The following is a 15749-nucleotide window of genomic DNA, read 5'->3' as shown; positions in this document are numbered from 1 at the left end:
AGTTCTAATTTTATATTTCAAAAGTACTTTAGACAAAATCAAATCGCTGTTAAGTGGTTTCAAATGTTTGTTAACGACTTGTTAATCGCTGGTTTTAACTATAATTTTGACTAATATTACACTCTCAAATTTTAGCTTTCTTGAAAATAAACAAACTAAATAGCATTATCGTTCTGGGACTTGTAGCCATTATTAGCATATTGGTTGCGCAATTATTGTGGACAAAAGAGGCTTTTACTTTAGAACAAAAAAAATTAAGCCAAAAAGCAAACATCGCTTTACTTGAAGTCGCCAGAAAATTATACGAAGGAAAGGATCACGAGGCATCCTGCCAGAATCCCGTTCAAAAAATTTCTAACGACTATTATATTGTAAACATTCAAAATGCTTTTGAACCGGATGTTTTAGAATTCTATTTGAGATCAGAATTCAAAAAAATGAACATTACGACTGACTTTGAATACGCGGTGTACAATTGCCAAAGTGATGAAATGGTTTACGGAAAGTACATTTCGTTTTCTGAAAAAGGAAAAGAAAAAAAGAAAGTTTCTTTCCCCAAGCATAAAAATCTAGTCTATTATTTTGCAGTTCGTTTCCCTAACGAAACTACTTACTTATTTAGTTCTATGCGTTTTTGGTTTGTGCTTTCCCTTGCACTTATTTTTATTTTATTGATTTATGTGTATTCGATTTTTACCCTTTTACAGCAAAAGAAATATTCTGAATTACAGCGCGATTTTATCAATAATATGACGCATGAATTTAAAACGCCTTTGTCATCGATTTTAATAGCGTCGAAATACTTAATACAGCAAGATCCGATTAAGGAAGACAAAAAATTGCATACTTATACGGATATTATTATCAATCAAAGCAATAAGCTAAACAATCATATTGAGAAGATTTTAAATGTTGCCAAATCTGATTATGCGCCTTTGGAATTAAAGAAAGAAAGTATTTTAATTATTCCGGTTATCGAAGAAACAATTCAGAATATTGTTTTGAAATATCCTCAGGCAAACATTAAAATTGAAACTGTTTCAGATGATTATCAAATAGAAACTGATGTTTTTCACTTTACCAATTTGCTTTATAATTTATTGGATAATGCGGTGAAATATTGCAGTGAAAAACCAGAAATCACAATTAAAATAGCTGTTGAAAATCAGGTTTTAAAATTAATTTTCGTTGATAACGGAATCGGTGTAAATCAGAAAAAAATATCCTTTATATTTGATAAATTCTATCGCATTCAAAACGAAAAGAGTAATGAAGTTAATGGTTTTGGTCTTGGTTTGTATTATGTAAAAGAAATTTGCAACCTGCATAACTGGAAAATCAATGCCGAAAATAATTCAGATAAAGGCATTACTATAACCTTGTCAATTCCATACAAAAAATGAAACAATTCAAAATACTTTATACAGAAGACGACGAAACATTAGCGTTTTTAACCAAAGATAATTTGGAATCAAATAATTATGAAGTTGTTCATTGCTGTAATGGAAAATTGGGTTTGGAAACTTTTAAAAAAGAAAATTTCGACATTTGTATTCTTGATATCATGATGCCAAAAATGGACGGATTTGACCTGGCAACTGAAATTAGAAAGAAGAATACTGATATTCCGATTATCTTCCTTTCGGCAAAAACTTTAAAAGAAGATCGTATTAAAGGTTTGCGTCTGGGCGCCGATGATTATCTGGTAAAGCCTTTTAGTATTGAGGAATTATTATTGAAAATAGAAATTTTCCTGAAGCGTTCGCAGAAAAGTACGCCGACTGAAAAATCTATTTATGAGATTGGAAAGTATCAGTTTGACATTAATAATTTTATTCTTTTTAATGAAAATGAGAAAATTAGTCTTACACAGCGTGAAGCCGAATTGCTGAAATTATTTCTTGATAATAAAAATTCGGTTTTAAAAAGAGAACAAATCCTGACTTCGCTTTGGGGCGACGATGATTATTTTATGGGTCGCAGTCTGGATGTTTTTATTTCTCGTTTGCGAAAAATACTGATCAACGAAAAAGGTATTTTAATAGAAAACCTGCACGGAATTGGTTTTCGGTTTACGATGTAAATTATCTAATCTTTGTCGAGTTTCTTACGGAGATTCCTCCTTCGTCGGAAAGACATACTAGACCGATTAACTTTATAGTTAAACAAAATAACCACAAAGATTGTCTTTCAGACGGAGGAGGAATCTTCACAATCCTATTCGAAAAAGTGATTTAAAATTTCTAAGTCAGGATTAATTATTTTTATGAGACCTAATTTTTTCTCTCTTCTCCATCCTTTAATTTCTTTTTCTCTGGAGATTGCTTCCTGAATCCAATTAAATTTTTCATAATACAGTAAGAACTCAACATTATACTTCGATGCAAAGGTTTTATTTTTCAATAAAATATTCTCTTTATGTTGGCTTAACCTAATTTTTAAATTATTTGTAACACCTGTATAAAAAACAGTTTTTGCTTTATTAGTAATGATGTAGATATAATAAGTGTGATAACCTTCTTGAAAAAACATAAATTTAAAATCTTTTTCAATAAAAATAAGAAAATTCTGTAAATAAATTATAAAAATCTTTTTGTATTTTTAATATCTAATTTTCCCCGATATGAAATTACATCATTTACGTAACGCAACTTTAGTTATAGAAACCGATCAACATGTCATATTAGTTGATCCGATGTTAGGCAAGAGAAAAACGATTTCGCCCTTTACAATCTTTCGTTATAATCCCCATAGAAATCCAATGGTTTCTTTGCCAAAAAACAGCAGAGAAATTTTGAGCAGAGTAACACATTGCCTCATCACACATTTGCATCCGGATCATATCGATAAAGCTGGCGAAGTTTTTTTGAGACGCAAAAGCATTCCGGTAACTTGTAATGTGAAAGATGAAAAAGAACTGACTAAACGTGGATTAAATATTACTCAAACTTTAAATTATTGGGAACCTCAACCTTTTTTAGACGGAACAATTACAGGAATTCCAGCTACTCACGGTTATGGATTTATCGCCAAATTAATGGGTAATGTAATGGGTTTTTATATAGAATTAGAAAACGAAAAATCAATTTACATTAGCTCTGACACCATTTTGACACAACATGTGGAGAAAGTTCTGGTTGAATTTAAACCTGATATTGCAACGGTCGCTTGTGGCACTGCGAGATTAGATATTGGTCAGCCGTTATTAATGCGAATGAATGATATTTTGAAATTTACTGCGCTTGCTCCGGGTAAAGTTTTCGCCAATCATTTAGAAGCCTTAAATCATTGCCCGACCACCAGAGAGCAATTAAGAAAAGCATTATCAGAAAATGATCTTTTGTCTAAAGTTGCCATTCCTGCTGATGGAACTTTTGTGGAATATTGATTACAAAACCAATAACCCAAATTCACGTAATGTATTAACAGGTTTTGAATACCAAAATAATTCGAAATCATCTAATTGAGTTTCAAAATCGGCTTTTACTTCTTGGAAAGTATAGTTTTTTGTATTCGAAATGGCTATTTTCTGCAGGATTTCGACTAACCATTCGCCTTCATTTTTATTGGTTTGAATGTTGAAACTTTCTTTTTTATCATGAAAAGTAAAAGTCATCATTTCCCAGCTTTGTCCTTTTTTAGACTTTGTAAAATGCTCTGTTGAAGGTTTTCCTCCAAGCCAAACCACTTTTGCATTTGGTTTTGTATTAAAGTCGTTTTCTTCTTCGAGGGCATTAAATATAAAGTAGGGATCAATTTTAGTTTTTGGAATTTTAAAATCGAACCAATCCTGAAGTTCATAATCCAGGCAAATTCCGTGCATGAAATTAAAGAGCGATTTCTTTAATCCAAAACTAAATTTATCATGATTGATTCCCGTAGCATCTGTATAATCGATATCGTTATTCGCAAAAGTTCCAATAACTTCTGTTGTTTTCGTAACGCCAAATTTCTCCGGATATAAACCCACCGGACTATGTGCTGTCATGGCAAATTGATGCCAAAATCCGGATTGCAGGATTCCGGCTTCAAACAATTGGCGCACCATTTCGAGGCTATCAATTGTTTCCTGAATGGTTTGTGTGGGATATCCGTACATTAAATACGCATGAACCATAATTCCGGCTTCAGTAAAATTTCGGGTCACTTTTGCTACTTGTTCAACGGTTACACCTTTGTCAATTAATTTTAATAATCGGTCAGAAGCCACTTCTAAACCTCCGGAAACGGCAATACAACCAGAAGCTTTTAGTAACAAACATAAATCTTTAGAAAAACTTTTTTCGAATCGAATATTTGTCCACCAGGTTACGGCTAATTTTCGGCGTAAAATTTCAAGGGCTAAAGCGCGCATTAAGGCTGGCGGTGCTGCTTCATCGACAAAATGAAAACCATTTTGACCGGTTTGCAGCATCATATCTTCCATTCTGTCACATAACAAATTGGCTGCAACAGGTTCATACACTTTTATATAATCGAGTGAAATGTCACAGAAAGTACATTTTCCCCAATAACATCCGTGCGCCATTGTGAGTTTATTCCAACGTCCGTCGCTCCACATTCTGTGCATTGGATTTACAATTTCGATAACCGAAATATATTTATCCAAAGGCAAATCTGAATAATCAGGCGTTCCTACGTAAGCTTGTTTGTAATCGTGTTTTAATGAATTGTTTTTATAAACTACTTTTCCTTCTTCTAATAAAAAAGTTCTTTTGTATCGCTTCTCGTCCCTCGACTCCGCTTGGGATGACAAATTTTCAACAAGTTCTTCAATTGGCACTTCTCCATCATCTAAAGTAATAAAATCGAAGAATTCAAAAACACGAGCATCAGAAAGTGAACGTAATTCTGTATTTGGAAAACCGCCTCCCATCGAAATTTTAATTTCGGGATGATTTTGTTTTACCCATTGTGCGCATCGAAAAGCGCTGTATAAATTCCCTGGAAAGGGAACCGAAATTAGAAATAAAGTGGGTTGAATTATTTCTATTTTAACTTTTAAAAGCGAAATTAAAATGGAATCTATATACGTTGGTTCTTGCTGTAAGGCTTCATATAATTCATCGAAAGAATTGGCACTTCGGCCTAAACGTTCGGCATATCGGCTAAAGCCAAAATTTTCATCGACACATTCTACAATAAAATCGGAGATATCCTCAAGATATAAAGTTGCTAAATGTTTGGCCTTATCCTGTGTTCCCATTGTCCCGAAAGCCCAATCGAGTTCTTCTAATTGTGCAAAACGAGAAGCTTCCGGCAGAAAATCTTCCTGACAGATTTGTAATGCCAATGTTGGATTTTTTCCCTGTAAAAACTGAATTACAGCATCAATTGTTTTTATGTATTCATCCTGTAAAGCAAAAATACGCTTTGAATTATCTGAAACGTCTTGATTTGGAGTTTCAAACCTGAAACCTGAAACCTGAAACAAATTAACTAAACCCTTTTTCGAAAACAATTCCAATATCACATCAATACCCAAATCAGCCTGAACCGATTCGATATTTTTGGTATGCAGAAATCCTTTTATATATGCCGTCGCCGGATACGGAGTATTCAGTTGTGTAAAAGGAGGCGTAATGACGAAAAGTTTGGTTTTCAAAAGAAATGTTTTTGCAAAAATAAGGGATATTTAGGGACTTTTTATGAAAAGATTTTGATTCTAAGTTTTCAATTCTAAATCTCTGTAAAATACTTTTTTCAGGTTTTATTTTAATCTTATTTAATAGAATTTTAATTACATTTAGCTGCCACTAATTCAATCTATGAAACATACTTTACTCTTCCTTTTTTTTATATTTTCTTCATTTTGTTATTCTCAGGAAATTTGTAATAATGGTATAGATGATGATGGCGACGGAAAAATAGATTTAAATGATAGTGATTGCATTTGTAATAATACTGCATCAATTTTACCCAATTTTTCTTTTGAAGAAAAAACGCATTGTCCATATAGTGCAGATGATTTAAGTATGGTACTCTCTTGGGTCAAAGGTACACAGCCCTCACCTGACTATATGAGTTGTGAAAATAATTATGCGATCTATGATAAAAAACTTGAGAATTTTCCTGATGGTGATGGGATAATTAGAGCTGTATGTAAAAATAGCCAAAAAGAATACCTTGCTACTAAACTACCAACTCCTTTGGTTACAGGTACAAAGTATCAATTAAAATTAAACATTGCTACTTTAACAAGTATTGATATTTCTCAAAGCAGTAATACAGAATATGATTTTGATTATTTAGAGCCTGTTAACATTACGCTTTTTGGGTGCAATAATCGTGATAATTTACCCTTATATACTAATTCGAGCCCGGATACATTTGATCCAACGTGGATTGAAATAGGTCATGTTACGTACCAGCCGCAATCTGTGTGGGGAGAAATAACAATTAGTTTTACTCCAAGCGTAGATATCAATTCAATTATGCTTGGTGCTCCATCTGGAAAATTGCCTCCCTCATTTGATACGCTGGAATCGCCTTCATTTCTTTATGACAAATTAATTTTGAACACAGTTGAGAATTTTGGCGTAACTATTTCTCAAACCGGATCTTTTTGTAATGGTAATTTAGAGTTAACCGCTAATCTAACAAAAACCCTAAATTCAAGTACTACTTATCAATGGTATAAGGATGGAATTGCAATAAATGGCGCAACAAATAAAACGTATAAGGTAACATCAATACCATCAAATGTAGGATCGTATTCGGTTAAAATTACCAATGGAAATGATTGTTTTGTCAGTTCAAACTTAACCATAAACAATTCGCTTTCAAGTCCGGAAACCATTGTAATTCAACCTAGCTGTAGTGAAACGAAAGGCAGCATAACGGTTAAGGAAACAGGGCTAAATTATAGTTTTGATAATGGTAAATCATGGCAGACTACTCCTGTTTATATTCCTGCAGGACCAGGGAAATATTATGTTAAAACAAAATCTGCTTCAGGATGTATTTCAACCCCGGCTATTATAACAATTATTGATCCTGTATTATTAGACAGGCCATTATTTTCAATTGTACAGCCAACATGTAGTGCTAATGGCAGTATTACAATTACATCCTCTGCATCAGAATATAGTTTTGACAATGGATTAACCTGGAGTACGACTTCAACAAAAAATAATTTACCTGCGGGAAATTATAACATCAAAATTAAAAATAATTTAGGATGCGAATCTTATTCACGCAGCATTTTTCTTTTTGCTCCTCATTTAGATTATCCTTCATATACCTTCACAATTCCTACTTGTAATTCAGGAGGAACTATAACTATTACAACACCGGCATCTGAATATAGTTTTGATAATGGGGTAACCTGGACTACAAATCCTACTGCAACGGATTTAGATCCTGGTTACTACTCGATAAAAATTAAAAGCGAATCGGGATGTGAATCTAACACACCATTAGAATATGTTTATTTGAAAAATTTTTATGTTCCTTATCCTAAAGTAAAAAAGGTTGATCCTACTTGCGAGAAATTAGGTTCAATACGTATCGTGACAGTTGCTGATCAATATAGTTTTGATGGCGGGGCAACGTGGACTACTAATCCGAATGCTGTTAATCTGGAATCAGGTTATTATATTGTAAAAACAAAAAATGAGCTGGGCTGTGAATCTGAGCCCAATTATGTCTTTATACATCCTTATTACCTTCAGCCGGCTGAGTTTACAATTGTTCAGCCTTCTTCCTGTAGCAGTAATGGAAGTCTTACGATTACAACACCTGCGTATGAATATAGTTTTGATAATGGTGTGACCTGGACTAAAAACCCAACTGTAACATTTCCAAATGTTTTTACTCAGTTTTACATTGTGCTCAAAAATGAATTTGGCTGTAAATCAGAATATCAATATGCATATATAAATGCTAACCTTTATTCAGGAGCACAAACGACATACACAATAAATAAAAATGTAACGTGTGATTCTGGAGCCAGTGTAACCATTACATCGCCTGGGTCCGAATTTAGTTTTGATGATGGTAAAACCTGGTCTGCAAATCCAACTGCAGGAAATCTGGAACCAAATGCTTATGACTTAAAATCAAGAACTGCCAATGGATGTTTTACTGATTCAAAAAGGATTTATCTTTTTTATCCTTATTTAGATTTCCCAACTTATTCCGTCATTCAGCCTGACTGTAATACTAAAGGAAGTATTACCATTAAAACCGTAGCAGATTTTTACAGTTTTGATGGTGGAGCGACATGGGAAACAAACTCAATTAAATCTAATTTGGAAGAGGGCAATTACGAAATTATTTTAAAAAATGCAGCAGGATGCACGAGTATACCCTTGAATGTTCATATTAATTCTACTTTTTTCCAATATCCATACTACAGTATTGTCCAGCCAACTGTTTGTGGTGATAACGCAACTGGCAGTATTACAATAATCACTCCAGCTGCATTTTATAGTTTTAATGATGGAGCAACATGGAGTACAAATCCAACAGCCACAAATTTACCTGTAGGTTCTGAATATCGTCTAAAAATAAAAAACAGTAGCGGATGTGTCTCAGAAAGTATTTATGTGAATTTTATACCTTTTGAATTAAAAAATACCGAATATACATACATTGACCCAACTTGTGATAAAGGTGGCAGCATTACCATTACAACTCCCGCACCTTTTTATAGTTTTGATGGTGGAGAAACATGGGGCACTAACCCTACAGCTTTAAATTTACCTATGGGTTTTTATGCCCCAACAATAAGAAATGAATTTGGCTGTATTTCGGTATCTTCAAGTATACGTTTTAATGAACCTAAATTAAGTTATCCCAGTTATCGTATAACACAACCCAAATGTGGAAGTCCCGGAAGTATTATAATTGATACACCTGCAACACAATACAGTTTTGACGGAGGAAGAACATGGAGTACTTCAAATAAGGTTTTAAACATACCTGCATCAATTAATTCGAATAACTATGGAATAATGATAAAAGACGAATCAGGTTGTGAGTCCTATCAGGCAATTGCAACTATTTATGCCGTTTATCTGGATCCTCCTGATTATACAACAACAAAGCCTATATGCGGACTAGGAGGCAGTATTACTATCAATACAATTGGAGCTGAATATAGTTTTGATAACGGAATGACGTGGAGTACAAATCCAACTGCTACTGATTTAGACGAAGGAAATTATTTTATAATTTGGAAAAATGAATTAGGCTGTCAATCATATCCGGTAGCTGTTTACATCCCTAAATTTTATCTTGATGATCCTTTATTTACCGTTACTCAACCTAATTGTGACGTTTTAGGAAGTATTAAAGTAACAAGTTCTGCCTCAGAATATAGCATCGATAATGGAATTACCTGGTTTTTAAATTCTACATTTTCAGATTTAAAACCTGGAAATTATAATTTAAAAATAAAAAACGAATTGGGATGCGAATCTAATTCCAAATACATTTCTCTTAATAATTTAAACCCATTACCTGAAAAACCTATTATTTCAGTTCAACAGCCAAGTAGTTGTACGGCTGCAAAAGGAACTATTACAGTATCAACAAATGCTTATCAATATAGCTTTGATGACGGGCTTACCTGGACTACAAATCCTATAGCAACTAATTTGATTTCAGGTACTTATTTTATTAAAATTAAAAATAGTGCTACTGGTTGTCCTTCACTTTCTGTCAAAACAACAATTAATCCTCCTTTAGACGCTGTAATGACGCCAAATTATATAGTTTCTCAACCTGTTAGCTGTACGAATCCTTTTGGAACTATTACAATTACAACTATAGCTTCAAAATATAGTTTTGATAATGGTATAACCTGGAAAACAAATTCAGATTCTGGAAATTTAGCAGCTGGAAATTATAAGATTAAGATTCAAAATGCAGCTAGTTGTGAATCTGAAGCAGTTTTAATTCAAATAAATACGCCTACAGATTACCCAACTGTTCCCACATACAGCATTATTCAGCCAAACTGTACTAATAGTCAGGGAAAAATAACTATAACTTCTCCGGCATCAGAATACAGTTTTGATAATGGTATAAACTGGACTAATAACGCAACATCATTATTTCTAAATCCAGGTGAATATTATCTAAAAACAAAAAATTCGAAAGGATGTATTTCTGAAGCTATGAAAGCAACAATAATCCCTTTTGTTAGTTCTATCCCAGCTCCTGAAAATGTAAATTCTAAAATCTTCTGTATCCAGCAAAATGCAACTTTAGCCAATATTGCAATCAACGGTCAAAACATAAAATGGTACAACGCCCAAACGACCGGAACACTTTTACCAAATACAACCTTACTTCAAAATAACGCTGTCTATTATGCTTCACAAACTGTTAGCGGTTGCGAAAGTGAAAGAGTCGCTGTAACAATTACGATTCAAAATACTTTACCTCCAACAGGAAATACAAACCAGCCATTTTGTTCTGGTCAAAGTCCAACAATTGCTAATATTGAAGTTACAGGAAGTTTGCTAAAATGGTATGATGCTTTAAATAATGGGACTTTATTAGCAGAAACGACTAATCTACAAGATGGAAAAACCTATTATGTATCACAAACTGTCAATAATTGTGAAAGTCCTAGATTTGGAGTTACTGTTTCGATTGTAAATACACCTTCTGTTCCAACAGCAAATGCAACTCAGTCATTTTGTAAAAGCGAAAATGCAACCTTAAACGAAGTCCAAATTTCAGGACAAAATATAAAATGGTACGATACTAACTTCGCCGCCACTGTTTTGCCAAATACTACTTTATTAGAAAATAATAAAACATATTATGCCTCTCAAACTATTGGATGTGAAGGTGACAGGACTCCAGTTTTAATTCACGTTTATGATACTGCTTTGCCAATTGGAAATAGTAATCAACAATTTTGTATCGATGCAATTGAAACAATTGAAAGTCTTTCTATTCAAGGAACAGCGATAAAATGGTATGATGCAGCAGTAAATGGAAATAGTTTATCAGAAACTGATTTATTACAAAATGGTATTTATTATGCTTCGCAAACACTAAATAATTGCGAAAGCGAAAGACTTGCTGTTACTGTAAAAATACAAGACACACAAAACCCGTTAGCTCAGACTCCTCAAAATTTTTGTGTACAAGAAAATGCCTCAATTAGTGATATTAAAATATCAGGAGAAAACATAAAATGGTTTGAAAATAATGCTTCAAATATTATTTTATCAGAATCAACTCAACTTCAAAACGGAATCACTTATTATGCCTCACAAACTATTAATAATTGCGAAAGTGACCGAATTCCTGTAACTATAAAAGTTTTTGAAGCTACAACTGCCGATTGTATTAATTTTGTTGATGAGCTTCCTTATCCAAAATTATTTACACCAAACAATGATGGTTATAATGATACCTGGACTATTGATTTTGCTTATTTAGCACCAGGAACCGGAATAAAAATATTTGATCGTTACGGAAAATTCATTAAAGAACTGTATAGTAGTAGTGCCTGGGATGGAAATTATCTTGGCAATCAGGAACCTGGTTCAGATTATTGGTTTACTGTTATCCGATTAAACGGAACAGAGTTTAGAGGACATTTTAGTCTGAAAAGGTAAGAAAAGAACAAGTCCAATATCAAAATTATATTTAAAACTTAAATTTAGTTGCTATTTGCCAAAACGCAATCATTCAGATGAAATACAAATTACTTTTATATTTTTTAATAATTACGTGCCAATTATTCTCTCAAAATAAAATTCAATCTATTGGATTCAAAGAAAATAAAGGGCAAATTATTGACCAAAAAGGAAAATCAAATCCTACTGTAAAATATCTATTAAATACTAATGGACTAAATATTCAGCTTAAGAAAAATGGATTTTCTTATGATGTTTATGAAGTAAAGAAAATTCCTGTTCCTCCTTCCAGAGATGAAAGAAATTTTCCTGCTCTACCAAATAGAAATATAAAACAAACAGATTACAATCTTAAATATACTTTTCATCGAATTGATATTGACTTTGTAAACTCAAATTCAAAAGTTGAATTGATAGCAGAAGAAAAATCGAAAGATTTCGATAATTACTACAATGTTCCTAATAAACCTGATGGAATCATTGGCGTTTATCAATACAAACAAATTACGTATAAAAACATTTACCCAAATATTGATGTTGTATTTTCAATTCCGAATAATCCTCAAAAAACCGTTGAATATAATTTTGTGATTCATCCAAAAGGAAAAATCTCTGATATTCAATTAAAGTTTAATGGTGCTGAAACGGATTTAGTCGATAACAAAATCCAGATGAATGTACGTTTTGGAAAAATGGAAGAAACACTTCCCGCAAGCTGGACAGAAGAAAATGCAAACAAAAAAGAAATAGCTGTTGAGTATATAAAAATTAAGAAAAACGTTTATGGATTTACAAATCCAAATATTGTTTCTGATAAAACTTTAATTATTGATCCTGTACCCATACGACTGTGGGGAACATATTATGGGGGTGAAGGAGATGAGAATTATTTTAATGGAATAGTCAAAACAAACGATCAATTTGTCTATTTAGGAGGCTATACTACTAGCTCAACAAATATCGCTACTACTGACAGTTACCAATCAACTTTTAATTCCTCTAATGATGCTTTCATTGCTAAATTCGATTCAAAAGGACAAAGGGTTTGGAGTACTTATTATGGAGGAGATGGTAGCGATGTTTTTAGAACAATAGATTTTGACTTAAATAATAATATTTATTTAGCTGGAGATACCACTAGTAAAACTAATATTTCCAGTCCAGGTATACATCAGGAATCTTATAATGATTGGTTTGATGGAATGATAGTGAAATTTGATGTTAACGGCCAAAGAATTTGGGGAACTTATTATGGAGGAGAAGGTTTTGATTCAATACTTTGTATCAAGATCGATCATAATCAGAATATACTTATTGGAGGATATTCCCAGAGCATGAAAGATATTAGTACTCCGAATAGCTTTAAAGATAGAGCAAATTTTAATAACGCTCAAGAAGGTTTCTTAGCTAAATTTACATCACAAGGTCAAAGGATTTGGGCAACTTTTTATGGAGGAGATGGAAACGATTCCATTGCCTCTATTGATGTTGATTCAAATAATAATATTTTTTGCTCAGGAATAACCGAAAGTTTTAATGGAATTTCAACAGTTGGTGCTTATAATGAAGTATTCAATAGCGATTCAGTAATTTGGGATGATTCTTTTGTTGTGAAGTTCAATACAAATGGTCAAAGATTATTTGGAACATATTATGGTGGTAAAGATTATGACTTTAATTATACTATTAAAATCGATAACGAAGATAATTTTATAATTACTGGTTGTACAAGAAGTATTGATGGTATCGGCAAAGCAAATTCTTTCCAGCCAAATAACGCAGGTGATTGGGATTCATATATGGCTAAATTTACTAATAATGGAACTCTAATTTGGAGTACATTTCTTGGAGGTCAGGAACAGGATGGAATGGTAGGAAAGAACTCAATTGATATAGATAAAAATAACTCAATTTATTTTTTAAGCAGTGGGCTAAGTACAAATAATATTAGTACCGTTGATGCTTATCAGGAAAATTTCATTGGTTCCAGTGATTTATATATAATTAAATTTAAATCCTCTGGAGAAAAAATCTGGGGAACTTATTATGGAGGACTAAAATCAGATTATGCTGGTGATATTTCATGCGATAAAAATGGGAATTTTTATATTTCTGGCTGGACTTATAGTATAAATGATATAGCGACACAAGATGCTTTCCAGAAAGAATTGAATGGCACATTCGATAGTTTTCTAATAAAATTTAAAGATTGTGAATCAAGCGCCCTAGTAACAAGTAATTCCCCTATTTGTAGTGGAAACTCTTTAGAACTTAAAGCATCCGGAGGAACCAATTATTTATGGACTGGACCAAACGGTTTTACTTCAACTGATCAAAACCCAACTATTATAAATGCAGCAGCACTTAATAGTGGAGAGTACAGCTGCTTAATAACAGGAACTGGCGGTTGTGATGATACTAAAAAAATTAACGTAGTTGTTGGAGATATCGAAGCTCCAGTTCCTGAAATTACCAATTTGCCAACTATAACTGGTGATTGTCATACTGTAATTAATACAATTCCTACCGCAAATGATGTTTGTGCAGGATCTATTATTGCAACTACTATAAATGCTTTAAATTATAGTTTACCGGGAACTTATACAATCGTGTGGAATTATAATGATGGAAACGGAAATCATTCAAGTCAAGAACAAACCGTTATTATCACAAGTCAACCTCTTCCTGTTGCTAATACCCCGCAAAACTTCTGCAGTCTTCAAAATCCAACTCTTGCAGATGTTGCCATTAACGGACAAAACATAAAATGGTACAACGCCCAAACGGCCGGAACGCTTTTAATAAATACAACCTTACTTCAAAACGGAATAACTTATTATGCATCTCAAACTATCAACGGTTGCGAAAGCGAAAGAGTCGCTGTAACAATTACGATTCAAAATACTTTACCTCCAACAGGAAATACAAACCAGCCAATTTGTTCTGGTCAAAATCCAACAATTGCTAATATTGAAGTTACAGGAAGTTTGCTAAAATGGTACGATACTTTAAATAATGGGGCTTTATTAGCAGAAACGACTAATCTACAAGATGGAAAAACCTATTATGTATCACAAACTGTCAATAATTGTGAAAGTCCTAGATTTGCAGTTACTGTTTCGATTGTAAATACACCTTCTGTTCCAACAGCAAATGCAACTCAGTCATTTTGTAAAAGCGAAAATGCAACCTTAAACGAAGTCCAAATTTCAGGACAAAATATAAAATGGTACGATACTAACTTCGCCGCCACTGTTTTGCCAAATACCACTTTATTAGAAAATAATAAAACATATTATGCTTCACAAACTATTGGATGTGAAGGTGACAGGACTCCAGTTTTAATTCACGTTTATGATACTGCTTTGCCAATTGGAAATAGTAATCAACAGTTTTGTATCGATGCGATTGCAACAATTGAAAATCTTTCTATTCAGGGAACATCTCTTAAGTGGTACGACACAGCAGTAAATGGAAATAGTTTATCAGAAACTGATTTATTACAAAATGGTATTTATTATGCTTCGCAAACACTAAATAATTGCGAAAGCGAAAGACTTGCTGTTACTGTAAAAATACAAGACACACAAAACCCGTTAGCTCAGACTCCTCAAAATTTTTGTGTACAAGAAAATGCCTCAATTAGTGATATTAAAATATCAGGAGAAAACATAAAATGGTTTGAAAATAATGCTTCAAATATTATTTTATCAGAATCAACTCAACTTCAAAACGGAATCACTTATTATGCCTCACAAACTATTAATAATTGCGAAAGTGACCGAATTCCTGTAACTATAAAAGTTTTTGAAGCTACAACTGTCGATTGTATTAATTTTGTTGATGAGCTTCCTTATCCAAAATTCTTTACACCAAACAACGATGGTTATAATGATACCTGGACTATTGATTTTGCTTATTTAGCACCAAGAACAGGAATAAAAATATTTGATCGTTACGGAAAATTCATTAAACAACTGTATGAAAATGGCGTTTGGGACGGAAATTATTTGGGCAAACAAGAACCTTCTTCAGATTATTGGTTTACCGTTATTCGATTAAACGGAACAGAATTTAGAGGACATTTCAGTTTAAAACGATAAAAAAAAAGTGTCTAAAATTTAGACGCCCTTTTTCTATTTT

Annotated in this window: 7 protein-coding genes; 5 read left to right on the top strand and 2 right to left on the bottom strand. The window is 32.8% G+C overall.

Annotation, left to right across the window (positions count from 1 at the left end):
* The first annotated feature begins 140 nt into the window (after positions 1 to 140).
* Positions 141 to 1403 (top strand): sensor histidine kinase, encoded by a 1263-nt coding sequence (locus tag ACZ0AH_RS06080; RefSeq protein ID WP_463474927.1) that lies wholly within the window; start codon positions 141 to 143, stop codon positions 1401 to 1403.
* On the top strand, positions 1400 to 2083 hold the full coding sequence (locus tag ACZ0AH_RS06075; RefSeq protein ID WP_463474926.1) for a response regulator transcription factor: 684 nt from the start codon (positions 1400 to 1402) through the stop codon (positions 2081 to 2083). The genes ACZ0AH_RS06080 and ACZ0AH_RS06075 overlap by 4 nt, the downstream gene beginning before the upstream one ends.
* A 134-nt stretch (positions 2084 to 2217) precedes the next feature.
* Here the strand turns inward: ACZ0AH_RS06075 and ACZ0AH_RS06070 are convergent, their stop codons facing one another.
* Positions 2218 to 2532, bottom strand: coding sequence for a GIY-YIG nuclease family protein (locus ACZ0AH_RS06070; protein ID WP_463474925.1), 315 nt, complete (start codon positions 2530 to 2532; stop codon positions 2218 to 2220).
* Positions 2533 to 2623: 91 nt separating this feature from the next.
* Between ACZ0AH_RS06070 and ACZ0AH_RS06065 the strand changes: the two genes are divergently transcribed.
* Positions 2624 to 3388, top strand: coding sequence for an MBL fold metallo-hydrolase (locus ACZ0AH_RS06065; protein ID WP_463474924.1), 765 nt, complete (start codon positions 2624 to 2626; stop codon positions 3386 to 3388).
* On the opposite strand, the gene ACZ0AH_RS06060 is transcribed toward ACZ0AH_RS06065, so the two are convergent.
* The gene (locus tag ACZ0AH_RS06060; protein WP_463474923.1) at positions 3389 to 5605 is read right to left on the bottom strand and encodes a B12-binding domain-containing radical SAM protein; all 2217 of its coding nucleotides are present in this window, start codon (positions 5603 to 5605) and stop codon (positions 3389 to 3391) included.
* 163 nt (positions 5606 to 5768) lie between these two features.
* On the opposite strand from ACZ0AH_RS06060, the gene ACZ0AH_RS06055 reads away from it, so the two are divergent.
* Both ACZ0AH_RS06055 and ACZ0AH_RS06050 read left to right on the top strand, forming a co-directional pair.
* On the top strand, positions 5769 to 11585 hold the full coding sequence (locus ACZ0AH_RS06055; RefSeq protein WP_463474922.1) for an Ig-like domain-containing protein: 5817 nt from the start codon (positions 5769 to 5771) through the stop codon (positions 11583 to 11585).
* Between the two features lie 77 nt (positions 11586 to 11662).
* Positions 11663 to 15709: a DUF7948 domain-containing protein gene (locus ACZ0AH_RS06050; RefSeq protein ID WP_463474921.1), complete on the top strand. Its 4047-nt coding sequence runs from the start codon at positions 11663 to 11665 to the stop codon at positions 15707 to 15709.
* The last annotated feature ends 40 nt before the right edge of the window (positions 15710 to 15749 follow it).

This window comes from Flavobacterium sp. AC105 (assembly GCF_979258495.1).
The sequence above is the reverse complement of the archived record's forward strand: the minus strand, read 5'-3'. Positions and strand labels throughout refer to the sequence as shown.

Bases quoted from the DNA above. Each gene is read 5' to 3' on its own strand.
- ACZ0AH_RS06065 (WP_463474924.1), top strand. From the start codon at position 2,624: ATGAAATTACATCATTTACGTAACGCAACTTTAGTTATAGAAACCGAT.
- ACZ0AH_RS06050 (WP_463474921.1), top strand. From the start codon at position 11,663: ATGAAATACAAATTACTTTTATATTTTTTAATAATTACGTGCCAATTA.
- ACZ0AH_RS06075 (WP_463474926.1), top strand. From the start codon at position 1,400: ATGAAACAATTCAAAATACTTTATACAGAAGACGACGAAACATTAGCG.
- ACZ0AH_RS06055 (WP_463474922.1), top strand. From the start codon at position 5,769: ATGAAACATACTTTACTCTTCCTTTTTTTTATATTTTCTTCATTTTGT.
- ACZ0AH_RS06070 (WP_463474925.1), bottom strand. From the start codon at position 2,532: ATGTTTTTTCAAGAAGGTTATCACACTTATTATATCTACATCATTACT.